At 60.3% G+C, this 24,052-nt stretch carries 23 protein-coding genes; 14 read left to right on the top strand and 9 right to left on the bottom strand.

The window, feature by feature from the left end; genetic code table 11:
- The first annotated feature begins 87 nt into the window (after positions 1-87).
- The 4 genes from SHM7688_RS03690 to SHM7688_RS03675 all read left to right on the top strand — a co-directional run bounded on the left by SHM7688_RS03690 (position 88) and on the right by SHM7688_RS03675 (position 2,961).
- Entirely contained in the window at positions 88-744 is a 657-nt protein-coding gene (locus SHM7688_RS03690; protein ID WP_158500655.1) for a potassium channel family protein, read from the top strand.
- The gene (locus SHM7688_RS03685; protein WP_058238639.1) at positions 741-1,109 is read left to right on the top strand and encodes a VOC family protein; all 369 of its coding nucleotides are present in this window, start codon (positions 741-743) and stop codon (positions 1,107-1,109) included. The genes SHM7688_RS03690 and SHM7688_RS03685 overlap by 4 nt, the downstream gene beginning before the upstream one ends.
- Positions 1,110-1,183: 74 nt before the next feature.
- On the top strand, positions 1,184-2,290 hold the full coding sequence (gene aroC, locus SHM7688_RS03680) for a chorismate synthase (protein WP_058238638.1): 1,107 nt from the start codon (positions 1,184-1,186) through the stop codon (positions 2,288-2,290).
- Positions 2,290-2,961 carry an HD domain-containing protein gene (locus SHM7688_RS03675; protein ID WP_058238637.1) on the top strand — a complete coding sequence of 224 codons (672 nt, stop codon included), beginning with the start codon at positions 2,290-2,292 and terminating at the stop codon, positions 2,959-2,961. Before aroC ends, SHM7688_RS03675 begins: the two co-directional genes overlap by 1 nt.
- An 11-nt stretch (positions 2,962-2,972) precedes the next feature.
- Here SHM7688_RS03675 and SHM7688_RS03670 read toward each other — a convergent pair whose 3' ends face one another.
- Positions 2,973-3,896, bottom strand: a complete 924-nt coding sequence (locus tag SHM7688_RS03670; RefSeq protein ID WP_058238636.1) for a DMT family transporter — start codon at positions 3,894-3,896, stop codon at positions 2,973-2,975.
- A gap of 121 nt (positions 3,897-4,017) precedes the next feature.
- On the opposite strand from SHM7688_RS03670, the gene SHM7688_RS03665 reads away from it, so the two are divergent.
- A complete protein-coding gene (locus SHM7688_RS03665; protein ID WP_058238635.1) occupies positions 4,018-5,529 on the top strand; it encodes a malonate--CoA ligase in 1,512 nt (503 codons plus the stop codon).
- A 148-nt stretch (positions 5,530-5,677) separates the two neighbouring features.
- On the opposite strand, the gene SHM7688_RS03660 is transcribed toward SHM7688_RS03665, so the two are convergent.
- A complete protein-coding gene (locus tag SHM7688_RS03660) occupies positions 5,678-6,547 on the bottom strand; it encodes a branched-chain amino acid aminotransferase (RefSeq protein ID WP_058238634.1) in 870 nt (289 codons plus the stop codon).
- 178 nt (positions 6,548-6,725) lie between these two features.
- On the opposite strand from SHM7688_RS03660, the gene SHM7688_RS03655 reads away from it, so the two are divergent.
- The 6 genes from SHM7688_RS03655 to dxs all read left to right on the top strand — a co-directional run bounded on the left by SHM7688_RS03655 (position 6,726) and on the right by dxs (position 11,961).
- A complete protein-coding gene (locus SHM7688_RS03655; protein WP_058238633.1) occupies positions 6,726-7,223 on the top strand; it encodes a MarR family winged helix-turn-helix transcriptional regulator in 498 nt (165 codons plus the stop codon).
- Positions 7,224-7,249: 26 nt separating this feature from the next.
- The gene (locus SHM7688_RS03650) at positions 7,250-7,951 is read left to right on the top strand and encodes a response regulator (protein ID WP_058238632.1); all 702 of its coding nucleotides are present in this window, start codon (positions 7,250-7,252) and stop codon (positions 7,949-7,951) included.
- Between the two features lie 64 nt (positions 7,952-8,015).
- Entirely contained in the window at positions 8,016-8,951 is a 936-nt protein-coding gene (locus tag SHM7688_RS03645; RefSeq protein WP_058238631.1) for a histone deacetylase family protein, read from the top strand.
- Positions 8,948-9,190, top strand: a complete 243-nt coding sequence (locus tag SHM7688_RS03640) for an exodeoxyribonuclease VII small subunit (RefSeq protein ID WP_058238630.1) — start codon at positions 8,948-8,950, stop codon at positions 9,188-9,190. The genes SHM7688_RS03645 and SHM7688_RS03640 overlap by 4 nt, the downstream gene beginning before the upstream one ends.
- A gap of 11 nt (positions 9,191-9,201) precedes the next feature.
- On the top strand, positions 9,202-10,071 hold the full coding sequence (locus SHM7688_RS03635) for a polyprenyl synthetase family protein (protein WP_058238629.1): 870 nt from the start codon (positions 9,202-9,204) through the stop codon (positions 10,069-10,071).
- 36 nt (positions 10,072-10,107) lie between these two features.
- Positions 10,108-11,961 (top strand): 1-deoxy-D-xylulose-5-phosphate synthase, encoded by a 1,854-nt coding sequence (gene dxs, locus SHM7688_RS03630; protein WP_058238628.1) that lies wholly within the window; start codon positions 10,108-10,110, stop codon positions 11,959-11,961.
- 50 nt (positions 11,962-12,011) lie between these two features.
- Here the strand turns inward: dxs and SHM7688_RS03625 are convergent, their stop codons facing one another.
- From SHM7688_RS03625 to SHM7688_RS03605, 5 genes are all read right to left on the bottom strand, one after another.
- Positions 12,012-12,866 (bottom strand): SDR family oxidoreductase, encoded by an 855-nt coding sequence (locus SHM7688_RS03625; RefSeq protein ID WP_058238627.1) that lies wholly within the window; start codon positions 12,864-12,866, stop codon positions 12,012-12,014.
- A 114-nt stretch (positions 12,867-12,980) separates the two neighbouring features.
- Entirely contained in the window at positions 12,981-13,766 is a 786-nt protein-coding gene (locus tag SHM7688_RS03620) for a carnitinyl-CoA dehydratase (RefSeq protein WP_058238626.1), read from the bottom strand.
- Positions 13,763-15,784: an acetate--CoA ligase family protein gene (locus tag SHM7688_RS03615; protein WP_058238625.1), complete on the bottom strand. Its 2,022-nt coding sequence runs from the start codon at positions 15,782-15,784 to the stop codon at positions 13,763-13,765. Before SHM7688_RS03615 ends, SHM7688_RS03620 begins: the two co-directional genes overlap by 4 nt.
- A gap of 241 nt (positions 15,785-16,025) precedes the next feature.
- Positions 16,026-16,301 (bottom strand): Rdx family protein, encoded by a 276-nt coding sequence (locus tag SHM7688_RS03610; protein WP_058238624.1) that lies wholly within the window; start codon positions 16,299-16,301, stop codon positions 16,026-16,028.
- Positions 16,302-16,367: 66 nt separating this feature from the next.
- Positions 16,368-17,528: an acyl-CoA dehydrogenase family protein gene (locus tag SHM7688_RS03605; RefSeq protein WP_058238988.1), complete on the bottom strand. Its 1,161-nt coding sequence runs from the start codon at positions 17,526-17,528 to the stop codon at positions 16,368-16,370.
- 77 nt (positions 17,529-17,605) lie between these two features.
- Here SHM7688_RS03605 and SHM7688_RS03600 point away from each other — a divergent pair, with 77 nt between their 5' ends.
- Positions 17,606-18,547 (top strand): GlxA family transcriptional regulator, encoded by a 942-nt coding sequence (locus tag SHM7688_RS03600; RefSeq protein WP_058238623.1) that lies wholly within the window; start codon positions 17,606-17,608, stop codon positions 18,545-18,547.
- Between the two features lie 3 nt (positions 18,548-18,550).
- On the opposite strand, the gene SHM7688_RS03595 is transcribed toward SHM7688_RS03600, so the two are convergent.
- Complete coding sequence (locus SHM7688_RS03595) at positions 18,551-19,546, bottom strand: sterol desaturase family protein (protein WP_058238622.1); 996 nt, start codon at positions 19,544-19,546, stop codon at positions 18,551-18,553.
- Between the two features lie 33 nt (positions 19,547-19,579).
- Positions 19,580-20,335, bottom strand: coding sequence for a class II aldolase and adducin N-terminal domain-containing protein (locus SHM7688_RS03590; protein WP_058238621.1), 756 nt, complete (start codon positions 20,333-20,335; stop codon positions 19,580-19,582).
- A 310-nt stretch (positions 20,336-20,645) separates the two neighbouring features.
- Between SHM7688_RS03590 and ade the strand changes: the two genes are divergently transcribed.
- Both ade and SHM7688_RS03575 read left to right on the top strand, forming a co-directional pair.
- Positions 20,646-22,454: an adenine deaminase gene (gene ade, locus SHM7688_RS03580; RefSeq protein ID WP_058238619.1), complete on the top strand. Its 1,809-nt coding sequence runs from the start codon at positions 20,646-20,648 to the stop codon at positions 22,452-22,454.
- Positions 22,451-23,929 (top strand): AMP nucleosidase, encoded by a 1,479-nt coding sequence (locus SHM7688_RS03575; protein WP_058238618.1) that lies wholly within the window; start codon positions 22,451-22,453, stop codon positions 23,927-23,929. The genes ade and SHM7688_RS03575 overlap by 4 nt, the downstream gene beginning before the upstream one ends.
- The last annotated feature ends 123 nt before the right edge of the window (positions 23,930-24,052 follow it).

Here is a 24,052-nt window from a genome sequence, read left to right as displayed (position 1 = left end):
TCCGCATAGGCTTGCAGCAAGGTGGCTGGCGTCTGCGGGTATTGTCGCTCTATTAGTACACTTATCGGGGAATGCGAGGATAAAATAGTGAGCGTAACCAGAGAGCTTCCGGAGAATGCCGGTTTTTTTGTGACACATCGCTGGTCGATTTTGCTTGGGCTTTTGGCCCTGCTGATTCTGCTGGACGGGTTTGATGACCACTTTGTCTGGGCCGATACAATTGCGCTTTGGGGGCTGAGTTTGCTGTTTCTCGGGGTCGTGGGCGCAACAGAACGGCGGACCACGCTGCGCCTGATTATGGCGGTGCCCGTGGTGGCCTGGTTTGCGATGATTTTGGTGAGCGAGCTTTGGGGGGCAAAAATGGACGGCAGCCTTGCGGTGGTTGCGGCGATCCTGCTGTTTGGCTCCATGTTGATCAGTTTCCGGCAATTGATCGGGCCGGTGCATTCCGAATATGAGCGGCTGTCGAGCGGGATTTTTGGCTATCTGCTGATCGCCATGATCTGGGGGCTGATCTACTGGCGGATCGAGGTGGCGCATCCGGGTTCGTTCAATCTGCCGGATGATGTGGGACAACAGCGCGCGCCCTTTGTCTATTTTTCCATGATCACCATGACCACAGTGGGCTATGGCGAGATCACACCGGCGGCGAGCCTGCCACGTATGCTTACTGGATTGCAGGCGATTGTGGGCACCATGTTTGTGGCGATCTTCATTGGCCGTATTGTCGGACGGTTGAAGTGAGCGGCATCCTGAACCAGATCACCTGGGTCTATACCGAGACGCTGGCGCCCTGTGTGGCCTTTTACCGGGATGTGCTGGGCCTTCCGGTGGTGCGGGACGCGGGCACGGCGATGATTTTTGAAACCGCGCCGGGCGCGCGCATTGGGCTCTGTGAGGTGTTTGGCGCGCGCGTTGTGCAGCCCGCAGGCAGTATGATCACGCTCGTTGTGGCGGATTCAGAGGCCGTGGATGCGGCCTATCTGCGTCTTAAAGAGGCTGTGGCAGGGGGGCTGTCGGGACCTGAAGAGATTGCGCGTTTTGGCATCTATAGCTTCTTTTGCGCCGATCCGAACGGTTATCAGATCGAGGTGCAGTGTTTTCTTTAGGATAAGGACGCGAGAGGCGACTTCCCCATAGCGCGCATTCTGCTAAAAGGTGCCTCAAACGAGGAGCCGCGCCTATGTCGATGAACAGTTTTGGACACCTTTTCCGCGTCACCACCTGGGGTGAGAGCCACGGCCCTGCGTTGGGCGCGACGGTGGATGGCTGCCCTCCCGGTGTTGAGGTCACGGAGGCGATGTTGCAGCATTGGCTGGACAAACGCCGCCCCGGTCAGAACAAAAACACCACGCAGCGCAATGAGCCGGATGCGGTGAAAATCCTGTCTGGCGTGTTTGAGGGCAAGACCACTGGCACCTCGATCCAGTTGATGATCGAAAACACCGATCAGCGCAGCCGCGATTATGGTGAGATCAGCCAGACCTTCCGGCCCGGGCATGCGGATATCACCTATCATCTGAAATACGGCAACCGTGACTATCGCGGGGGCGGGCGCAGCTCTGCGCGCGAAACGGCGGCGCGTGTGGCCGCGGGCGGCATTGCACGCGAGGCCATCAAGGCGCTGGTGCCCGGCCTTGAGATCAAAGGCTATATGACCAAGATGGGCGATCTGGAGATTGATCGCGATGCGTTTGACTGGGACGCTATTGAGGACAATGACTTCTGGATCCCACAGGGGGCGGATGTGGCGCAGCAGTGGGAAGATTATCTTCAGGCGCTGCGCAAAGAGCATGACAGCGTGGGCGGCGTGATCGAGGTGGTGGCACGCAATGTGCCTGCCGGGATTGGCGCGCCGATTTATGGCAAGCTCGACACGGATCTGGCGGCGGCGATGATGTCGATCAACGCGGTCAAGGGCGTGGAGATTGGCGAAGGCATGGCGGCGGCGGGGCTGAAAGGCTCTGAGAATGCCGATGAAATCTTTATGGGCAACGATGGCCAGCCGGTGTTTTCCTCCAACCATGCAGGCGGCATTCTGGGGGGCATTTCCACCGGGCAGGATGTGGTGGTGCGCTTTGCCGTGAAACCAACCAGTTCGATCCTGACGCCGCGCCAGTCGATCCGCAAAGACGGCACCCCCACCGAAGTGATCACCAAGGGGCGCCATGACCCCTGTGTGGGCATTCGCGCGGTGCCTGTTGGTGAGGCCATGATGGCCTGTGTAATTTTGGATCATCTGCTGCTGCATCGCGGTCAGGTGGGGGAAAATCAGGGCAAGATCGGTTGATGCTGGACAGTCTGGAATTGGAGCCGCTGCGCCTCGCGCTGCGCAAGGAGGCAGCGGAACACATGGCGCAGGACAGCGCTCATGATCTCGCACATCTGGACCGTGTCTGGCAGACCGCACAGAAGCTCGCGGAACTTGAAGCTGGGGCGGATCTGAAGGTTTTGCTGGGGGCGGCCTATCTGCATGATCTGGTGAACCTCCCCAAGGATTCGCCGCGCCGTGCCAAAGCCAGCACCATGGCTGCTGCGGCGGCGGCCCCCATCCTGCGCACCCATGGTTTTGACAATCATCAGGTGGCCGCAGCACAGCATGCCATTGCTGCACATAGTTTTTCGGCTGGATTGCAGCCTAAATCGCCTGAAGCGCGGATTTTGCGGGATGCGGACCGGCTGGACGCGCTGGGCGCGATTGGCATTGCGCGCACCTTTGCGGTGGGCGGGGCCTTGGGCCGTGCGCTCTATGATGAGGATGATCCTTTTGCCGAAAACCGCGCGCTGGATGACACCGCTTTTGCGTTGGATCATTGGCCGCTTAAACTGTTTCGTCTGCCAGAAGACATGTTGACAGAGGCGGGCTGTGCCATGGCCCATGCGCGGGCGGCGGACATGCGGCTTTTTGCGCAGCGTCTGGCGTTTGAGCTGGGCCGTGAGCTGCCGGAAAGCTGGGTTTAGGCTCAGCGCGCTTAACCCTGTGGTGTGACGCCGGGGCGGGCCTTGCCGCGCTTCAGGCCGAGCTGGCGTTCGCGCCAGATGATCAAAATGCCAGCGGAGATCACAATGGAGGCCCCGATCAGCATCTGCGCGGTGGGGATCTCTGAAAACCAGACATAACCGATGAGGATGGCAAAGAGGATCGCCACATAGTCAAAGGGTGCCACCACTGATGCGGGGGCAAAGCGGTAGCAGGAGGTCAGCATGATCTGTGCCACCCCGCCAATCAGTCCGGCGGTGATCAGCAGCCCGGCCTGCTCCCAGCTTGGCACAACCCAGCCAAATGGCACTGTCAGCAGGGACAGGCCAGAGGCGGTTAGTGAGAAGTAGAACACGATGGCGGAGGTCTGATCGGTCTGCACCAGTTTGCGGATGTGGATCTGTGCCAGGGCGCGAAACATGGCGGACCCCAGCACCAGCATCACCCCTACTGTGGCCAGTGCGGAGGCCTGATCCTGATCAAAGAGCGTCAGGCGCGGCCAGAGCACCACAGAGACCCCCACAAGACCAAGGGCGACGGCAGAGAGGCGAAAGGCGCGCACTTCTTCGCCCAGAAACATGGCGGCAAAGATCACGGTCATCAGGGGGGCGGCAAAGCCGATGGCGGTCACCTCCGGCAGGGGCAAGAGGCCAAGGGCCGCGAAATTCATCGCCATCGAGGTGGTGCCAATCACCCCACGCCAGACATGGCCCATGGCGTTGTTCACCCGCAGGCCCTGAGGAAATTCGCCGCGCTGCACCAGCCATGCAAAGATCACAAAAAGCGCAAAAAACGACCGGAAGAACACGGCCTGACCTGCGGGGATCTCATCGCTGGTGGCTTTGATCAGCGCCGCCATAAGCGAAAACAGGGCGATGGCGGTGACTTTGAAGGCAATGCCTTTGAGCGGCTGCATGGGGGACCTGGCGTTTGAGATGGGGCAACTGTGACGCAGGGACGTGGTATTGGCAAGCGGGGCAGGCTTGATCTTTGGGGGAGGAGCAGGGACAGTGCGGCGCGCAGATCGGAGGGCTTTGATGTATCAGGACAACCATTTGATGGCCGGGCTGAGTGGTGCCGCGGTGGGGCGCGAGGGAGAGGTTTTTGCCGAGGTGCCCGGCGGTGCAGATGTCACCTTTGGCGCGCTTTTTACTGGGGCAGAACGAATGGCAGCGGCGCTGGTGGCGCAGGGCGTCATGCCGGGAGATCGCGTTGCGGTACAGGTAGAGAAGACTGTTGCGGCGATTCAGCTGTATCTTGGCACAGTGATGGCGGGGGCCGTGTTTTTGCCGCTCAACACGGCCTACACCACGGCGGAGGTGGCCTATTTTCTCTCCGATGCCACGCCCCGGGTTCTGGTCTGTGATCCGGCTAAAGCCGCTGCGCTTTCTGAGGTGGCCAAAGGCGCGGCTGTGCTGACGCTGGATGATGCGGGGGAAGGCAGGCTTGTGGATCTGGCTGCAGCGCAGCAGGGCTTTGTGCCGGTGGCGCGTGGGCCACAGGATCTGGCGGCGATCCTCTATACCTCTGGCACCACCGGGCGCTCCAAAGGGGCGATGCTCAGCCATGACAACCTGCTGTCCAACTCCCAAATGCTGCGCGACTATTGGCAGTTCACGCGTGAGGATGTGCTCATTCATGCGCTGCCAATCTTTCACACCCATGGGCTTTTTGTGGCCACCAATGTGGCGCTTCTGGCCGGGGCCTCGGTGATCTTTCTGGCGCGGTTTGAGGGGGAGGCCATTCTTGAGGCCATGCCCAGGGCAACCAGCCTGATGGGGGTGCCAACATTTTACACAAGGCTCTTGCAGGATGCGCGCCTGACCCGCGAGCGCGCGGCCAATATGCGGCTTTTTATTTCCGGATCTGCCCCTTTGCTGGTGGACACCCATGAGCAATGGGAAGCGCGCACAGGGCACCGGATTCTGGAGCGCTATGGCATGACCGAAACCAATATGAGCACGTCCAACCCCTATGACGGGGAGCGGCGCGCGGGCACGGTGGGCTTCCCCCTGCCCGGTGTGGAGGCGCGCATCCGCGCCGATGGTATCGAGGTGCCAGAGGGGGAGATCGGGGTGCTGGAAGTGCGCGGGCGCAATGTCTTTAAGGGCTATTGGCAGATGCCCGAAAAGACCGCTGAGGAACTGTTGGCGGATGGCTGGTTTATCACCGGGGATCTCGCACAACGCGATGGCGATGGCTATGTCACCATTGTCGGACGCGCCAAGGATCTGGTCATCACAGGCGGGTTCAATGTCTATCCCAAAGAGCTTGAGGCTTTGATAGATGATCTCGATGGCGTGCTGGAAAGCGCGGTCATTGGCGTGCCGCATGCCGACTTTGGCGAAGCGGTGGTGGCTGTGGTGGTGCGCAGCGATCCCACCCTGACAGAGGCAGAGATCAGCACGCCTCTGGCGCAGAGTCTGGCGAAGTTCAAACAGCCCAAGCAGATTATTTTCCTACCCGAGCTGCCGCGCAACACGATGGGCAAAGTGCAGAAGAAGGCACTGCGGGAGACCTACGCCGACCTGTTTACACAGGCGACATAGCGCGGTTGCAGAACGGATGGCCCTTCATTTGACCAAAAATATCCCGGGGTGGCCACATCTCTGATGTGGCAGGGGCAGCGCCCCTAAAAACAACGGGGGCGCATCCGATTGGATGGCCCCCGTGCTGGTCCTGTCTTCGCAAGAAGGCTTATGCGCGCACCAGCGCCTCATAAGACTGCGCGATGTCGCGGGTGATGTCGCCCACTTCAAAGGTGTAGTCCCCAATCTGGCCCACCGGGGTCACTTCGGCGGCGGTGCCGGTCAGCCAGCATTGCTCAAAGTCAGCGAGTTCTTCGGGCATGATGTGGCGCTCAATCACGGTGATGCCTTTTTCTTTCAGCATGCCAATCACGGTCTGACGGGTGATGCCATTGAGGAAGCAATCCGGTGTGGGCGTGTGGACCTCGCCGTCTTTCACAAAGAAGATGTTGGCGCCGGTCGCCTCTGCCACATAGCCGCGGTAATCCATGAACAGCGCGTCCGAGCAGCCTTTGGCTTCGGCTTTGTGCTTGGAGATGGTGCAGATCATATAGAGACCTGCGGCCTTTGCATGGACCGGGATGGTTTCCGGGCTGGGGCGTTTCCACTCCGCGATGTCGAGCTTGGCGCCCTGCATTTTGGCGTCGCCATAGTAAGCGCCCCAAGGCCAGACGGCGATGGCGACTCGGACCGGGTTTGCCGCAGAGGCGACCCCCATGTCATCGCCGGAGCCGCGCCAGACCACAACGCGCACATAGGCATCCTTCAGGCCGGAGCGCTTCAGGGTTTCCTGTTTGGCGGCTTCCAGCTCTTCCAGCGTGATGGGCATGGGCATGTCCAGCGCCTCGGCGCTTTTGAACAGGCGCTCATTGTGTTCCACGCTTTTGAAAATCTTGCCGTTGTAGGCACGTTCGCCTTCAAACACGGAGCTTGCATAATGCAGCGCGTGGGTCAGGACGTGCACCTTGGCCTCGCGCCAGTCAACAAATTCGCCATCCATCCAGATGACGCCGTCACGATCGTCATATGCACCAGCCATAGCATGTCCTTTCGCCGTTCAAAGTGCGGTAAATTTTTCATTTATTGCGCGGAAAGCGGCCGATCCGGTCACAAAGTTGCGCAAATCCTGCGATTCGCTACCAGTTAGCTCTTGGAGTGTCAACAAAGCTGACGTATTGTGACGGGGAAAGCGATCAATTGTGATCTTTGGAGGCGGTATGGGCGAAGGCATCAGGGGCGAAAGCCTGTTGTATCTGACAGATGAACAGCTGCGACAGGGAATCGAGGCGATGTATTTTGCCTATCGGGGCTTCACCGCAGATCCCGACCGCATTTTGGAGAGCATGGCCTATGGCCGCGCGCATCACCGGGCGATCCATTTCATCAACCGCGCGCCGGGCACCACGGTGACCAATCTTCTGGCGATTCTGGGGGTGACCAAGCAATCGCTTAACCGGGTGTTGCGGACTTTGATTGAAGATGGGCTGGTGGAAAGCCGTGTGGGCACCACTGATCGGCGTGAGCGTAATCTCTATCTGACTGAGGCGGGCACCGCCTTGGAGCATCGCCTGTCGGATGCTCAGCGGGTGCGGATGCGCACCGCCTTTCGGGATGCGGGGCCTGAAGCGGTGTCTGGCTTCCGGCGCGTGCTGGAAGCGATGATGGATGGTGAACTGCATCGACAGTATCTGTCCTTGCGGGACGCTGGTCAGTAAGCTGCGGGCAGGAGAGGATGTGAGCCATGAATGATATCGCCCCCCATCTGTTGATTGTGGATGACGATGAGCGCATCCGCGACCTGCTGCGCAAGTTTCTGATGCGCAATGGGTTTCTGGTGTCTGCTGCGCGCGATGCGGCCCATGCGCGCCGGGTGCTGTCCGGTTTGGATTTTGATCTGATCGTGCTCGATGTGATGATGCCGGGCGAGGATGGCGTGTCGCTGACGCAGGGCATTCGCGAAACCTCGCAGACGCCGATCATGTTGCTCACTGCCAAAGGCGAGACCGAGGATCGTATTGCCGGGCTTGAGGCAGGGGCGGATGATTATCTGGCCAAACCGTTTGAGCCCAAAGAACTGTTGTTGCGCATCAACGCGATCTTGCGGCGGATGCCGGAGGTGGATGAAGCGGCCACGGTGCCCAAGGTGCTGCATCTGGGAGACATTCGCTATGACATCGACCGCGGCGAGATGTGGCAGGGGGAAACCCCGCTGCGTCTGACGGCCACGGAGAGCCAGCTGATGAAGATTTTCTCCAAAACGCCGGGTGAGCCGGTCAGCCGGGGCACGCTGGTGGAAGAGCTGGGCCGCGACAAAGGGCAGGCGCAGGAACGCGCGGTGGATGTGCAGATCACGCGATTGCGCCGCAAGATTGAAGAAGATCCCAAACAGCCGCGTTATCTGCAGACCGTGCGCGGCGCGGGCTATATGCTGGCGCCGGATTGATCCCGCTGGCGAGGATTTCGCCTTCGGCGAGAGTATTTTTGGCCAGAAGAAGCAGGGGAATGCCATGCCGACAGCCTTGTTCAGTCATGAGAGTTCTCTGACACATGTGACGCCGCCCGGCCATCCGGAGCAGGTGGCGCGGATTGCGCATATCCAAGAGGCGCTGAGCCAGCCGGACTTTCAAACGCTGGAGCGGCGCAGCGCGCCAGAATGTTCGGATGCGGACATCCTGCTGTGTCATCCGCAGAGCCATCTTGAAGCGATCACCCGGGCCGAGCCAACCAGCGGCTCTGTGGCACTGGATGCGGACACCCATATGTCGCCGGGCTCTGTGAAGGCGGCGCGCCATGCGGTGGGCGGCTGTCTGGCAGCGGTGGATGCGGTCATGGCCGGAGAGGTGGGCAATGCTTTTGTGGCCTGTCGCCCGCCGGGACATCACGCAGAACAAAGCACACCCATGGGGTTTTGTCTGTTTGGCACAGCGGCCATCGCGGCGCGCCATGCCATGGAACGCCATGGTCTGAGCCGTGTGGCGGTGGTAGATTTTGATGTGCACCATGGCAATGGCACGCAGGCCCTGCTGTGGGATGAGCCGCGCAGCCTGTTCATTGGCAGCCATCAGAACCCGCTTTGGCCGGGCACGGGCATGGCGGAGGAGACCGGTGGGCACAACAACGTCATGAACCTGCCGCTGCCCCCGCACAGTGATGGGCGCTTGATGCGCGCCACCTATGAGGCGGAGGTTTTTCCGGCGCTGAGGCGGTTTGCGCCAGAGCTGGTGATCCTGTCGGCGGGGTTTGATGCCCATCGCGACGATCCTTTGGCGCAGCTTGAATGGACGGAGGCGGATTTTGTCTGGCTGACCGAACAGCTCTGTGATCTGGCGGCGGCGCATTGTGGCGGGCGCGTGGTCTCGACTTTGGAAGGCGGATATGATCTGAACGCCTTGGCGGCCTCGGTGGCGGCACATGTCAGGGTTTTGATGGAGAGAGCCGGATGAGCGACACAGCTGTGGAAGAAATGAGCTTTGAGGCGGCGATGCGCGAGCTGGAGCAGGTCGTGGGCCAACTGGAGCGTGGTGATGTGGAGCTGGAGAAATCCATCGCCCTCTATGAGCGTGGCGCGGCGTTGAAAGCGCGCTGTGAGGCCAAGCTTAAGGAAGCCGAAGAGAAAGTGGCCGCCATCACGCTGGATGGGCGTGGCGCTCCGACCGGTTTGACACCGGTTGAGGGCATGTAAGCCCCGCTCTGATGTTTGAAGCACGATTGAAAGAGGCGGCTCAGCAGGTTGAGGCGCATCTCACCGAGGTGATGGCGCCTTTGGGCGATCTGCCGGTGGTGGCTGCCATGCGCTATGCCAGCGCGGGCGGGAAACGGCTGCGGGCGTTTCTGGTGATGGAAACGGCGCGTTTGCATGGGGTGAAACCAGAGCATGCGATCTGGGCGGCGACCGCGATTGAGGCGATCCACGCCTATTCGCTGGTGCATGATGATCTGCCCTGTATGGACGATGATGATCTGCGCCGTGGTCTGCCCACAACCCACATCAAATGGGATGAGTGCACAGCGGTGCTGGCTGGGGATGCTTTGCAGACGCTGGGATTTGAATGTGTGAGCCGCCCGGACTGTCACCCCAATGCAGAGGTGCGCGCGGCGCTGACCGTCTCACTTGCACGGGCGGCCGGGGCGCAGGGCATGGTACTGGGACAGGCATTGGATATTGCCGCAGAAACAGCATCTACGCCCCTGACACTGGAAGAGATTACGGCGCTTCAGGCAGGTAAGACCGGTGCGTTGATTGTCTGGTCTGCCACCGCAGGTGCGGTGATGGCGCAGGCGGATACCGCGCCCTTGCAACGCTATGCCACCGATCTGGGGCTGGCGTTTCAAATTGCCGATGACATTCTGGACGTGGAAGGCGATGCCGCCACAGTGGGCAAGGCTGTGGGCAAAGATGCCGATGCGGGCAAGGCGACTTTTGTATCGCTGTTGGGCCTTGAGGGGGCCAAGGCGCAGGCAGCCCGTCTGGTGGCGCAGGCCTGTGAGGCGCTGTCAGCCTATGGAGATGCGGCGGATGCGTTGCGGGACGCTGCCCGGTTTGTTGTGGCACGGGACAGTTGATCAGGGCATCAGCCCCTGTCAGGGAGACACAGAGTTTTGAAACCTCAGACGCCCTTGCTTGATCAGGTGACACTGCCAGAAGACCTGAAACGGTTTTCGGATCCGGAGCTTGCGCAGATTGCAGATGAGCTGAGAGTGGAGACCATTTCTGTGGTCAGTGAGACCGGTGGGCATCTGGGCGCGGGGCTGGGCGTGGTGGAACTCACCGTGGCGCTGCATGCGGTGTTTGAGGCCCCGCGTGACAAGATTATCTGGGATGTGGGGCATCAGAGTTATCCCCATAAAATTCTGACCGGGCGGCGGGCGCGCATGCGCTCTTTGCGGCAGCAAGACGGGCTGTCAGGGTTTACCAAACGGTCTGAAAGCCTGTTTGATCCTTTTGGGGCGGCGCATTCTTCGACCTCGATTTCGGCGGCGCTGGGCTTTGCTGTGGCGCGTGATCTGGGTGGTGTCTGTGAGGGCGGGCTGGGGGATGTTGTGGCGGTGATCGGCGATGGCGCGATCACGGCGGGCATGGCCTATGAGGCGATGAACAACGCCGGTCATCTGAAGAAGCGGCTGTTTGTGGTGCTCAATGACAATGATATGTCGATCGCCCCGCCCGTTGGAGCAATGCGCGAATATCTAGCCGGTCTGTATGAAGGGGACACGTTGCAGGGCGCGGCGGCGCAGGCCCCGTCGCTGGATGCCGGGCGTGCGGCGGGTGGCACAGTGTTTGAAAATCTCGGCTTCACCTATGTGGGGCCGATTGATGGGCACAATCTGGCGCAGATGCTGCCGTTGCTGCGGGAATTGAAGGAGCGGGCCACCGGACCGGTTCTGCTGCATGTGGTGACGCAGAAAGGCAAGGGGTACAAGCCGGCTGAAGCTGCGCCGGACAAGGCGCACGCCACTGCAAAATTTGATGTCAGCACCGGCAAGCAGCACAAGGCGCAGGCCAATGCGCCGAGTTATACCGCAGTTTTTGCACAGGCGCTTTTGCAGGAGGCCGAAGCGGACAGCCGGATTTGTGCGGTCACCGCCGCCATGCCAGATGGCACAGGGCTCAACCTGTTTGCGGAGCGGTTCCCGAGCCGTTGTTTTGATGTGGCCATTGCTGAGCAGCATGGGGTGACTTTTGCGGCGGCGCTGGCGGCAGGGGGGATGAAGCCCTTCTGTGCGATCTACTCGACGTTTTTGCAGCGCGGCTATGATCAGGTGGTGCATGATGTGGCCATTCAGCGCCTGCCGGTGCGTTTCGCCATTGATCGCGCCGGGCTGGTGGGCGCGGATGGGGCCACCCATGCGGGCAGCTTTGACATTGCTTTCATGGCGAACCTGCCCGGTATGGTGGTGATGGCCGCAGCCGATGAGGCGGAGTTGAAACATATGGTGGCCACTGCGGCGGCCTATGATGAGGGGCCGATTGCCTTCCGCTATCCGCGCGGCGAGGCGGTGGGTGTGGAGCTGCCAGAGCGGGGCAGGGTGCTTGAGATTGGCAAAGGCCGTGTGGTGCAGGCAGGTGCGCGCGTTGCGCTTTTGTCATTGGGCACACGGCTTGAGGAGGTGCGCCGGGCGGCGGAGCGTCTTGCGGCGCGGGGGATTCGGCCAACCATCGCGGATGCACGGTTTGCCAAACCTCTGGACCGGGAGATGATTTTGGATCTTGCCGCCCGGCATGAGGTGTTGATCACCCTTGAGGAAGGCGCGGTGGGCGGCTTTGGCAGCCATGTGGCGCAGCTCTTGGCAGAGGAAGGTGTCTTTGATCAGGGGCTGACCTACCGCTCTATGGTTCTGCCGGATGTCTTTATTGATCAGGCGAGCCCTAAGGCGATGTATGATGTGGCCGCGATGAATGCGGAACAGATTGAAGCCAAGGTGCTGGACGTGCTGGGCGGCGATCCCGTCTAAGAAGAGATCGCCCTGCCTATTTGGGACGCCTGCTTGAGGCATAAACGCGGTTAAGTCTCTTCTGCCTCCAGCATCGCTTTCAGCGCATCGCGGTAGTTGGGATATTTCAACTCCACGCCCAGCTCTTCCTTGATGCGGTTATTGCGCACCCGTTTGCTGTCTGAATAGAAGCTGCGGGCCATGGGGGTCATGTCGGCTTCTTCAAAGGGCACTTCCGGTGGTGGATCCATACCCAGAAGCTCTGCGGCGTAACTCAGGATGTCCTGTGGCGGGGCAGGGCTGTCGTCGCAGACATTATAGACACGCCCCGGATTGGGCGCGATCATGGAGGCCGCAAGCACCTGTGCGATGTCTTCGACATGGGCGCGGGAGAAGACCTGATTTTTCTTGATGACCCGGCGGGCGGTGCCACGACGGAGCTTGGCAAAAGGGCCGCGCCCCGGTCCATAGATGCCTGCAATACGGAAGATGTGCAGCGGCAGGCCGGTGACGTCATGCCATTCGGCCTCGGCCTTGACGCGCATCTTGCCGCGAATGCCGCCGGGATCAGGCGGGGTTTCTTCATCGACCCAGCCGCCATCCATATCGCCATAGACACCGGTGGTGGAGAGATAGCCAACCCATGTGAGATTGGGGGCGGCGGCTTGCAGGGCCTGCTTGCCAGCACGCAGCACCGGATCCCCCTCTTTGTCAGGGCGAATGGAGCTGAGCACATGGGTGACGTTTTGCAACGCCTCCTCAAAATCGATTGGCCAATGCAGGGGGGTGACGCCCTGTGCGCGCAGCGCCTCCGCCTGAGCAGGGTCGCGATGGGTGCCAAGGATGGTCCAGCCCTCAGGCAGCAGTCGCGCCGCAAGTGCCTGGGCCGAATAGCCGTGACCTAGGGAAAGCAGTGTCTTTGTCATGGCGGCACCCTGCCCCTCTCCATGAGCGGGGGCAAGAGGGATCGTGGATTTGTGATCGCGCGCCTTGGGCAGGCACGCGCATATGCTGATATTCTCAGCGTCGGGGATGCGGCCTTATTTGCCTTGCCACACAGGATCGCGTTTTTCGGCAAAAGCGCGGGCGCCTTCGAGCTGATCCTCGCTGTCATAAAGCACATCGACGCTGCGGAGCTGACGTTGTGTGATGCGGTTCATGGCGTCTTGGAATTTGGCATCTTCGGCGTCACGCACGATTTCCTTGATCGCGGCATAGACCAGCGGCGGGCCGGAGGCGAGCAGGCGGGCCTGTTCCCATGCGCGCGTCATCAAGGAGGCGGCGGGCACGATTTCATTGATTAAACCCCAGCGATGGGCCTCTTCTGCATCAAACCAGCGGCCGGTGAGCAGAAGCTCCATGGCAATGTGATACGGGATGCGCTTGGGCAGCTTGACGGAGGCGGCATCGGCCACGGTGCCCGAGCGGATTTCTGGCAGCGCAAAAGAGGCGTGGTCGGCAGCGATCAGAATGTCGGCAGAGAGCGCCAGTTCGAGACCGCCGCCGCAGGCGATGCCATTGATGGCGGCAATCACCGGTTTGTTCATGTCGCGCAGCTCTTGCAGGCCACCAAAGCCGCCAACGCCATAGTCGCCATCCACCGCGTCGCCATCTGCTGCGGCCTTCAGATCCCAGCCCGGACAGAAAAACTTGTCCCCGCCCCCGGTGATGATGGCCACACGCAGGTCCGGGTTGTCGCGAAAATCGCGAAACACCTCGCCCATGATACGGCTGGTGGCGAGATCAATCGCATTGGCTTTGGGGCGGTCGAGCGTGACTTCGAGAATGGCACCGTCGCGGCGGGTTTTGACAGGGCTGTCGGTCATGTGAGTTCCTTTCGGATCAGCGCATCTGCGGCCACCGCGCGGGTGGGGGTGCAGATCAGCGGGTTGATTTCAACCTCTTCCAAGGTGGTGCGGTTGGCAAGTACATAGGCCTGAAGCGCCTCTGCTGCGTCCAGAATGGCCTCGATGCTGGCAGGTGGCGCGCCGCGATACCCGGTCAGCTGCTTGGCGATCTTCAGGCTCAGAAGCGCCTCGCGGAGATCTGTGCGACTGGCAGGAATAAGGCAGGAGGTGCTGTCTTCCAGAAGTTCGGTGAGCACGCCGCCGGCTGCAAGGGTCAGGACAAAGCCATGGGCCGCATCCCGCGTGACCCCAATCAGCACTTCTGCCACAGCATCGGTGACCATCTCCTCGATGAGAAACTGCTCTGTCGGCATGGGCTGTGCGGCGCTCTCAAGCGTTGCGGCGGTGAGATTCAGCCGCACGGCACCGGCTTCGGTTTTATGGGCGATACCAAGCCCTTTGAGCACCAAGGGAGGCTGCAATCCCTCGGCCGCTTTTTGAAGCGTCAGCGCGCCGCGGGCGCTTTGGCTATGGGGGACATCGACCCCATGGGCCTCAAGCTCCGCCTTGGCGCGGGCTTCGTCCAACACAACCGGGGCCATCGGATCGCCGGGCAGAAGGAGGGGCGTGGGATCTGGAGGGGCGATCTGCGCGGCGGCGACTGTGGCGGCCAAGGCCTCGCGCAGCCCATAAAACGGCACCACCCCGCCGGCGATCAGCTCTTTGGCGACATCTTCTGGCATCAGTTCTGGCAGGCTTGCGGCCACGGCGAAGGGGCGTTCTGTGTTGGCATGCGCGGTGATGGCCGCTTGCGTGGCGCACGCCCAATCGCTGCGATTTTCATGGGGGTAATCCACCACTGTGAACGTCATGGCGATGTCTGGGGGCGCCATGGCCGTCCACGCTGCCGCCATGGCGGTGGCATCGCGCCAAATATAGGTGTGATAGTCCAGCGGATTGGCCAAGGCGACCATGGGGCCGAGCACCTGACGCAGCTCTGCATGCTGTGTGGTGCTGAGAGGCGGAAAGCTGAGCCCGGTGCCAAGCGCGGTATCGGCCATCAGACTGGCCTCGCCGCCAGAGCAGCTGATGGAGGCAATCCTGTTGCTCTTGAGCGGGCCCTGCATGTGCAGAAGTTTGAGGGTTTCCAGCAGAACAGGCAACTCATGCACACGAGCAAAGCCCAGCCGACGGATCAGGGCCCTTGCGCCTGCGTCACTGCCTGCGAGAGACGCCGTGTGAGAGACGGTAGCCGCCTGTGCCTCTGCGCTTGCGCCGACTTTGAGCACCACCACGGGGATGGATTTTTCTGCGGCGCGTCTGGCAAAAGCCTCCCATGCGCGCAGGTTGGTGAAGCCCTCAATGTGCAGGCCTATGGCGGTGACACGGGGGTCCTCCAGAAAGGCCTGCGCGATCTCCGCCTGATTGAGCTGTGCCATGTTTCCGCAGGTCGCCACATAGGCAATCGGCAGGCCCCGCCGCTGATTGGTGAGATTGATGGCGATATTGGAGCTTTGCGTGAGGATGGCCACGCCGCTGTCAACCGGGGAGCAGCCATGCTGATCGGGCCAAAGTGCGGCCCCATCCAGCGCATTGATCAGCCCATAGCAATTGGGCCCAAGGATCGGCATCTCCCCCGCTGCATCGCGCAGCGCATCTTGCAATGCGGCCCCATCTGCATCCTCAGAAGCAGCTTCGGAAAAGCCTGAGGCAAAGCAGACGGCTCCGCCTGCACCCTGCTGAGCAAGCGCATCAACAGCCTGCACGGTTGCATGGCGGTTGATGCCAATGAAGCTGGCGTCAGGGGGGGCAGGCAGATCTGCAATTGTTGCATAGGTCTGATGGCCCAGAACGGTGTTGGCCTTGGGGTGCACAGGCCAGATGTCGCCGGTGAAACCAATTTTTTCACTCTGGCGGATCACTTCGGCACACCAGGCCCCGCCCCCAATCACGGCGATGGATTTGGGGCGGATCAGGCGAGACAGGTCACGCGTCATGTCTGGCGCTCCGCAACAGATTTTATGCCTCCGGCGGGAGTATTTTGGGCCAGAAGAAGTAACCTTTTGTTAACCAAGATTGCGAAGGCTGTGGGGGCGGTACAGGCGGGAGCGCCGATGGCCGCGTCAGGAGAAGCCCCTCGTTGTGCTGCGCCATGGCGGGGGGTGGACCGCATTTGGCTTCTTCTGACCGGAAATACTCCGGGGGTGCGGGGGCTGGCCCCCGCTGCGCCATATGTCGCTACCGATCCGAGTGGCCGAGGCTGCGCTCTGGGGCGATCACATCGCGCAGGCGTTGTTTCAGCTCTTTGGCTTCGGGAAAACCGCCATCGCGTTTGCGATCCCACAGCAAGCTGCCATCCACGGTGATTTTGAACGTACCGGGCAGCTCTGCTGGGGCGAGTGTGACGCCTCCCAATGTGTCTTCGAAGGTTTGCAGGAGCTCCTGCGCCATCCATCCAGCCCGCAAAAGCCATTTGCAGCCCACACAGTAGGTGATTGTCACAACGGGTTTCATGCGGTGTCTCCCTCCGTCTGTCTGGGAGGTTGTGCCGCAGGGGCGGGCGCAACACAATGCTTTCCATCAGGCGCCCAAGGGCCGCAGCAGGTCGCGGCTGATGATATGGCGTTGAATTTCGCTGGTGCCGTCCCAGATGCGTTCGACACGTGCGTCGCGCCAGAAGCGTTCGATGGGGAAATCATCCATCAGCCCCATGCCGCCAAAGATTTGCAGCGTGGTGTCTGTCACCCGTGCCAAAGCCTCAGACGCATAGAGTTTGGCGGAGGCAATTTCACGGTTGGCGGGCAAGGCGTTGTCCAGTCGCCAAGCCGCCGCGAGGGTGAGCCAGTCTGCGGCATCTATTTCGGTGATCATATCGGCAATTTGAAAGCCAACCCCTTGGAATTTGCCGATGGGCTGGCCGAATTGCTCGCGCTCGGCAGCATAATTTAAGGCGTAGTCAAAACAGCGGCGCGCGCGGCCCACGGAGAACGCGGCAACAGTGAGACGGGTGGCGTAGAGCCATTCGTTCATCACGGCAAAGCCTCCATCAACTTCACCCAGCACCTGTGCATCTGGCAGGCGGCAGTCGTCAAAGGTGAGGATATAGTTCTTGTAGCCTTTGTGGCTGACTGAATTGTAGCCTTCGCGCACCTCAAACCCGGGTGTGCCCCGATCCACGAGGAAGGTGGTGATGCGCTTTTTGGGACCTTTGGGGGTGTCATCGACGCCGGTGGCGATGAAGACGATGAAGAAATCCGCATGCTCAGCGCCGGAGATGAAGTGTTTGGAGCCGTTGAGGACCCAATCACCACCGTCGCGCTGGGCTTGGCATTTCATGCCGCGCACATCCGATCCGGCATCGGGTTCCGTCATGGCAAGCGCGTCCATTTTTTCACCGCGCACTGCCGGGAGCAGATAGCGTTCGCGCTGATCGGCGTTGCAGGCCATCAGGATATTTTGCGGGCGGCCAAAGAAATGGGTGAGCGCCATGGAGCCACGGCCAAGTTCGCGTTCCACCAGTGTGAAGTCCAGATGGGACAGACCGGCGCCGCCCACCTCCTCTGGGAAGTTACAGGCATAGAACCCCAGGTCGATGCATTTCTGTTTGATCTGATTGCCAAGCTCCAGCGGCACCTGACCGCTGCGCTCCACCTCGGCCTCATGTGGGTAGATTTCATTTTCCACAAAGCTGCGGACGGTGGAGACGATCATCTCCTGTTCTGCGCTCAAACCAAACTGCATGCGGGGGCTCCATGTGCGTGTTTGGGAAAGCATCAGGGCGCTTGACCGAAGGTAAGATGCGGAATTATCACTAAATCATGCAGTATTGGGAAAATTCTCACGCCGCGGCGCAGAATGTGGCCGTGCTTTTGTTTGACGGGTTCTCCAACCATTGTCTGGCCAACACGGTGGAGCCCATGCGCGCGGTCAATCGTTTGACCGGGCGACAGTTGTTTGAATGGCAGTTTGTTTCGCTGGATGGCGCGGTTGTGAGCAGCTCGTCGGGCCTCTCCGTGACACCGCATAGTGCCATTGGTGGGGTGCAGGGCGATTGTTTGATCGTGATGCCCTCTTATGGGTTTCGCGCGCATGGGGGTGGGGGAACGCATCGCGCCTTGCGTGCGGCCGCGCAGCGCTTTGATCAGGTGATCGGCATGGACACGGGCAGTTGGCTGCTGGCGGAGGCGGGATTGCTTGATGGCTATCAGGCGACCATTCACTGGGAGGAGTTGACCGCATTTGCAGAACGCTTCCCAGAGGTGGAGGTTTTGCGAGAACGCTATGTGATGGATCACGACAGGATCACCTGCTCCGGGGCGATGGCGGCCTTTGATTTGATTCTGCATCTGATTGGGCGGGATCTTGGGCAGGCGCTGGCAGTGGAGGTGGCGCAGCTTTTCATGATGCGAGACAGCGCGCGCTCTCACAGCGGGGGGGCAACACCGGCGGGACGGTTGGTCAATCGGGCATTGGCCGTGATGCAGGAGAATCTGGAGCATCCGCTGACCATTGCGCAGGTCGCGGCGCGGGCGGGCGCCACGCAAAAAACGCTGGAGCATCGCATGCGCCGCGAATTGGGCGCGGTGCCAGCGGCGGTCTATCGGCGGCTGCGGCTCAATCTGGTGCGCAAGCTGGTGGAAGAGACCGATCTGTCGGTTGCCGAGATTGCCTTGCGCGCGGGCTACGCCAGCCCGGCGGCGATGACGCGGGCCTTCAGGGAAGCCTTTGGCACAACACCACGCGCGCTGCGCCAGGGCTGAGGCCTATCGCGTGTACATCTGTTTTTTGTGCGCGCGGGTGCGGTTTGTGCCTTCTGCGGAGCCGTCGTGAAAGGTGCCAAACCATTTATCAAAGGGGATCTCGGAGGTGCCGTAGTTGCATTCGAAATACCTGTGGTGCAGCTGATGGAAAAAATCACCGGATTTGGCGACTTCTGTGTCTTTGGCGATCAGCCTCTCAAAGCCGCAATGGGAGAACACCGGGCTGATCTGTTGAAAATAGCTGTGAAACAACAGATGCAGTGGTGCGGAGGGAATGATCAGATGGATGAAGTAAGTCGTGAAGTAGAAAAAGTTCTCATACCAGTGGTTTGAGATGCCTGACCAGGGCCCCACATTGACGTTGCGGTGATGGACGGCATGCACATGTTTGTAGAGCTTGGGGTGATGTTCGAGCCGGTGAACCCAGTAAAAATGCAAGCCGGACCACATCGGGATGAGCGCCATCCAGAGCAGACAGGCCAGTGGAGACTGTGCAAAGCTGAGCATGGGCACCCAGCCATTGGCCATGACCCAGTAGATCACGCATTGGTATAGGCTGGCGACGGTCATGGCGCTGCCCAATGTCCACCATATGTTGTCGAGGACCTGATTGTTGAACGTGAAGGTCCCGTTTTTGCGCGTGAGGTCCCGTTTGTCGAACTTCTTACGCATGCCCTGACCTTTGCGCATATAGAGCCACCAGTGCAGCCCCCCTGCAATCAGCGTCTGAGGGATCACGTTCATCAACCAGACCGTGGCGATCCAGCTGATATGGAAGCTTTGCATCTGCTCCAGAGGTGGCAGCACAAAAGCCCAGATGACGAGGGCGATCAGAAGCGGGATTGTGAGGGCTGTGAGCATGAGCCAGGCCCCACGATACCAATGCAGGATGGCAGCTGGACGTGGGGGCCAGTCAAAAAGCGGATTGAGGCGGACTGGCTCTGGCGGTCGATAGTGCCAACGCTCGGCTTCGGCGTCGGTTGCAAAGTCGTGGGGCATGACGCGATCCTCCCAAATGCGCGTGTCCCGCCATCAAGTGGCGTAGTTGGATCCTTCCTCATCGAGGATGGCTTTCAATTCCGCCAGATGGCGGACGTCCTGTTCGGGATAATCTTCAAGCTCCTGCGCGGTTTTCTCGGCAATCTCATCGGACAGGATGCGCAACGGCTGGCCGGTTTGCAGGGCGCGGATGTAGGTCTCTGCGGCGCGTTCGAAGTAATAGAGCCGATTGAATGTCTCGGCGACGCTCTGCCCTATGATGAGGACACCATGATTGCCCATGATCATGACTTTTTTCTTTGGGTCTGTCAGCAGCGCAGCGCATCTTGTGCCTTCTTCCTCAAAAGCAAGGCCGCCGTAGCCTTCGTCAATCACGTAACGATTGTAGAAGGTGGCGCAATTCTGATCGATTGGGGGCAGGCGAGAGTCTGCGAGGCTGGCCAGAACGGTGGCAAAGATCGAATGCACATGCATGACGCAGCGTGCGTGGGGGCAGGCGCGGTGGATGCCGCCATGCAACCCCCAGGCCGTGGGGTCCGGCGCATCAGGGCCTTGGAGGGTATCAGGGGCGTTGGCGTCGATCTCCAGAAGGTCGCTGGCTTTGATGCGGGCAAAGTGGCGCTGATTGGGGTTCATCAGAAAGCGGGTGCCATCGGGATCAATGGCGAGGCTGAAGTGGTTTGCCACGCCTTCATGCATGTTGAGACGCGCGGTCCAGCGAAAGGCGGCGGCCAGATCCACGCGATCCTGCCAATGGGCGATGTTTGGGCGTTGGCTGCTGACTGTCATGGCGTACCTCCGTCTTATGGCGCAGTTCAGCACGGAGAAAAACCGATGGTCTGTTCGATTTGCGACCTTTGCAATGGGTCGCAAACAGACAGGTTTCCCTGGTGCGTATCTCCCTGCGTATCTCGGTGGCTCAGCGGAGCTGAGCCTGGGGGCGCGGCCCCCGGCACCGCGCGCGGTGGCCTCCCCCGGGGTGCGCAAACGGTGGGCAGTGTCAGATGGTGGAGGGGGTGACATCCCGCAAACTGTGCTTTCGCAAAATCTTCAAACGACAGGCGCTTGAACCCCGGAAGTCTGCGTGTCACCTTGGGCCATGGAACAGACGTATTTTCAGAGCTGGGCGGATGTCGCCCCTCAACTGGTCGCAGTGGCTGCGGGGCGCAGCCCGGCCGACCTTGTCATCAAAAACGGACAGTGGGTGAATGTGCACACCCGCGAGATTTTGCCGGGGCATGATATTGCCGTGATCGCAGGGCGGATCGCCTATGTCGGGCCGGATGCCAGCCACTGTATTGGTGCCAGCACGGAGATCATCGAGGCCGAAGGGCGCTTTATGATCCCAGGTCTGTGTGATGGGCATATGCACATTGAAAGCGGCATGCTGACCCCGGCGGAATTTGCCCGAGCGGTGATCGGCCATGGCACCACCACCATGTTCACCGATCCGCATGAGATTGCCAATGTGCTGGGCTTGGAAGGGGTGCGGATGATGCATGATGAGGCGCTGATGCAGCCCATCAATATCTTCACGCAGATGCCCAGCTGTGCGCCTTCTGCGCCGGGGCTTGAAACCACAGGCTATGAGATCGGGCCGGATGATGTGGCGGCGGCGATGCAATGGCCCGGCATCATTGGCCTTGGTGAGATGATGAATTTCCCGGGTGTGATCAACGGCAGCCAGCAGATGCTGGCGGAAATCGCGGCCACACAGAAGGCTGGCAAGACCGTGGGCGGGCATTATGCCTCGCCGGATCTTGGCAAGGACTTCCATGCCTATGCCGCAGGGGGACCGGCGGATGATCATGAGGGCACTTGTGAGGCGGATGCGATTGCACGGGTCCGGCAGGGCATGCGCATGATGATGCGGCTTGGATCTGCGTGGTATGATGTGGAAACCCAGATCACGGCAGTGACGGAAAAGGGGCTGGATCCGCGCGGATTTATCCTGTGCACGGATGATTGCCATTCCGGCACTTTGGTCAACGATGGTCACATGAACCGCGTGGTGCGCCATGCCATCGATTGTGGCTGTGACCCGGTGGTGGCCTTGCAGATGGCGACGGTCAACACCGCAACGCATTTCGGATTGGAGCGGGATCTGGGCTCCATTGCGCCGGGACGGCGGGCGGATGTGATTCTGACCAGTGATCTGAAAACCCTGCCGATTGAGCAGGTGATTGCGCGTGGGAAAACCGTGGCCAAAGATGGCGAGGTTTTGGTGGATTGCCCGCATTATGACTGGCCAGAGCATGCGCGTCAGACGGTCAATCTGGGGCGCAACCGCACGGCGGCGGATTTTGAGGTGGCCGCACCAGAGGGCGCGCAGGCGGTTACGGCCAATGTGATTGGCGTGATTGAAAACCAAGCCCCGACCAAGGCTCTGACGGCGGATCTGATGGTTGTCGATGGCGTGGTGGAAGGTGATAGGGCGCAGGATGTGTGCCAGATCGCACTGGTGGAGCGGCATTTGGGCACCGGAGGTGTGACCAATGGCTTTGTGTCCGGTTTTGGCTACACCGGTAAAATGGCGATGGCCTCCACAGTGGCGCATGACAGCCATCATATGATTGTGGTGGGCACGGATCGTGCGAGCATGGCGCAGGCCGCCAACCGGCTTGGCGCTGTGGGCGGCGGCGTGACTGTCTTCAAGGATGGCGAAGAGATTGCGCTGGTGGAGTTGCCGATTGCCGGTCTGATGTCAGATGCGCCTGCCACGGAGGTTGCGGCCAAGGCGCAGAAAATGGTTGAGGCGATGGAGGCCTGCGGCTGTACGCTCAACAACGCCTATATGCAGCATTCGCTTCTGGCGCTGGTGGTGATCCCGGAGTTGCGGATTAGCGATCTGGGGCTGGTAGATGTGACAAAATTTGAAATGACTGACGTGATTAAGGCGGTGAAATGACTCCACAGAATATTCCCGTGCATTCCCCAGCGGTGCCTGCCCCTGAAACTTTCACCGATCCCAAGGCGGCGGTGGCGCGTCTTGAAGAGCTGTACCGCATTGCGACTTCTTACCTATGTGAGCAGTTTGGCCGTGCACTGCGCAAGGGGCCGGACGGACATCGCATTCGTGCGTTTTACCCTGAGGTTCGGGTGGTCACGATGAGTTTTGCCCAGGTGGACAGCCGCTTGAGCTTTGGCCATGTGGCAGAACCCGGTATGCATGCGGCAACCATCACGCGGCCAGATCTGTTCCGGCATTATCTGGAGCAACAGATTGGGTTGCTGCTGGAGAATCATAAGGTGCCGGTGACAGTACGCGCATCGAGTACGCCGATTCCAGTGCATTTTGCGGTCGCCGCCCACAGCGATATGACCGTGCCGCAGGAGGGGGCAGCGGATTTCACGCTGCGCGACATCTTTGATGTGCCCGATCTGTCGACCACCAATGATGACATTGTGAATGGCACCGCCAGTGTGGGGATGGATGGTGTTGGCCCGCTGGCGCCTTTCACCGCGCAACGGGTGGATTACTCGCTGGCGCGGTTGAGCCACTACACGGCCACGGATCCGGAGCATTTCCAGAACCATGTGCTGTTCACCAACTATCAGTTCTATGTGACAGAGTTTGAGGCCTATGCCCGTCAGATGCTGGCGGACAAAAAGAGCGGCTACATCAGCTTTGTCAGCACCGGAAATGTGGAAATCACCGAGGCGGATGCGCCGCTGGATCCGGTGGACAAACAGCCACAGATGCCGACCTATCACCTCAAACGTGCGGATGGATCAGGGATCACGCTGGTGAATATCGGTGTGGGGCCGTCCAATGCCAAAACGGCGACGGATCATATCGCCGTCTTGCGGCCTCATGCCTGGATCATGGTGGGGCATTGCGCGGGGCTGCGCAATTCTCAGAGCCTTGGGGATTTTGTGCTGGCGCATGCCTATCTGCGTGAGGATCACGTGCTGGATGATGACCTTCCGGTCTGGGTGCCGATCCCGGCGCTTGCGGAGGTGCAGACCTCTTTGGAAGAGGCTGTTGCTGAGGTGACGGAGCTGTCCGGCTATGAGCTGAAACGCGTGATGCGCACCGGGACGGTGGCGACCATCGACAACCGCAACTGGGAGCTTCGGGAGCACAGCGGGCCTGTGCAGCGGTTGAGCCAGTCGCGCGCCGTGGCGCTGGACATGGAGAGTGCGACAATTGCGGCCAATGGCTATCGCTTTCGGGTGCCCTATGGGACGCTGCTTTGTGTGAGCGATAAACCGCTGCATGGGGAATTGAAACTTCCCGGCATGGCGAGTGACTTCTATAAGACACAGGTCGCACGGCACCTGCTGATTGGGATCCGTGCCATGGAACGGTTGCGTGAAATGCCACTGGAACGTTTGCATTCGCGTAAATTGCGCTCTTTTGATGAGACCGCTTTCCTCTGACCCTACGGAAACTTGTGGAAAACCCATAAAAACTTGGTTTTTAGCGACACAATTTATTGTGTTCACCTACCACATCCCGTTAAATGCCGCCCACGAGGCCCAATATTCGGGCAGACTAATGGA

This window comes from Shimia marina, assembly GCF_001458175.1.
GTDB classification, from domain to species: domain Bacteria; phylum Pseudomonadota; class Alphaproteobacteria; order Rhodobacterales; family Rhodobacteraceae; genus Shimia; species Shimia marina.
The sequence above is the reverse complement of the archived record's forward strand: the minus strand, read 5'-3'. Positions and strand labels throughout refer to the sequence as shown.

Coding starts and splice junctions, on each gene's coding strand:
- SHM7688_RS03665 (WP_058238635.1), top strand. CDS start 4,018: ATGTATCAGGACAACCATTTGATGGCCGGGCTGAGTGGTGCCGCGGTG.
- SHM7688_RS03655 (WP_058238633.1), top strand. CDS start 6,726: ATGGGCGAAGGCATCAGGGGCGAAAGCCTGTTGTATCTGACAGATGAA.
- SHM7688_RS03600 (WP_058238623.1), top strand. CDS start 17,606: ATGCAGTATTGGGAAAATTCTCACGCCGCGGCGCAGAATGTGGCCGTG.
- SHM7688_RS03635 (WP_058238629.1), top strand. CDS start 9,202: ATGTTTGAAGCACGATTGAAAGAGGCGGCTCAGCAGGTTGAGGCGCAT.
- SHM7688_RS03660 (WP_058238634.1), bottom strand. CDS start 6,547: ATGGCTGGTGCATATGACGATCGTGACGGCGTCATCTGGATGGATGGC.
- SHM7688_RS03590 (WP_058238621.1), bottom strand. CDS start 20,335: ATGACAGTCAGCAGCCAACGCCCAAACATCGCCCATTGGCAGGATCGC.
- SHM7688_RS03615 (WP_058238625.1), bottom strand. CDS start 15,784: ATGACGCGTGACCTGTCTCGCCTGATCCGCCCCAAATCCATCGCCGTG.
- aroC (WP_058238638.1), top strand. CDS start 1,184: ATGTCGATGAACAGTTTTGGACACCTTTTCCGCGTCACCACCTGGGGT.
- ade (WP_058238619.1), top strand. CDS start 20,646: ATGGAACAGACGTATTTTCAGAGCTGGGCGGATGTCGCCCCTCAACTG.
- SHM7688_RS03605 (WP_058238988.1), bottom strand. CDS start 17,528: ATGCAGTTTGGTTTGAGCGCAGAACAGGAGATGATCGTCTCCACCGTC.
- SHM7688_RS03625 (WP_058238627.1), bottom strand. CDS start 12,866: ATGACAAAGACACTGCTTTCCCTAGGTCACGGCTATTCGGCCCAGGCA.
- SHM7688_RS03675 (WP_058238637.1), top strand. CDS start 2,290: ATGCTGGACAGTCTGGAATTGGAGCCGCTGCGCCTCGCGCTGCGCAAG.
- SHM7688_RS03595 (WP_058238622.1), bottom strand. CDS start 19,546: ATGCCCCACGACTTTGCAACCGACGCCGAAGCCGAGCGTTGGCACTAT.
- SHM7688_RS03670 (WP_058238636.1), bottom strand. CDS start 3,896: ATGCAGCCGCTCAAAGGCATTGCCTTCAAAGTCACCGCCATCGCCCTG.
- SHM7688_RS03620 (WP_058238626.1), bottom strand. CDS start 13,766: ATGACCGACAGCCCTGTCAAAACCCGCCGCGACGGTGCCATTCTCGAA.
- SHM7688_RS03575 (WP_058238618.1), top strand. CDS start 22,451: ATGACTCCACAGAATATTCCCGTGCATTCCCCAGCGGTGCCTGCCCCT.
- SHM7688_RS03645 (WP_058238631.1), top strand. CDS start 8,016: ATGCCGACAGCCTTGTTCAGTCATGAGAGTTCTCTGACACATGTGACG.
- SHM7688_RS03640 (WP_058238630.1), top strand. CDS start 8,948: ATGAGCGACACAGCTGTGGAAGAAATGAGCTTTGAGGCGGCGATGCGC.
- SHM7688_RS03610 (WP_058238624.1), bottom strand. CDS start 16,301: ATGAAACCCGTTGTGACAATCACCTACTGTGTGGGCTGCAAATGGCTT.
- SHM7688_RS03650 (WP_058238632.1), top strand. CDS start 7,250: ATGAATGATATCGCCCCCCATCTGTTGATTGTGGATGACGATGAGCGC.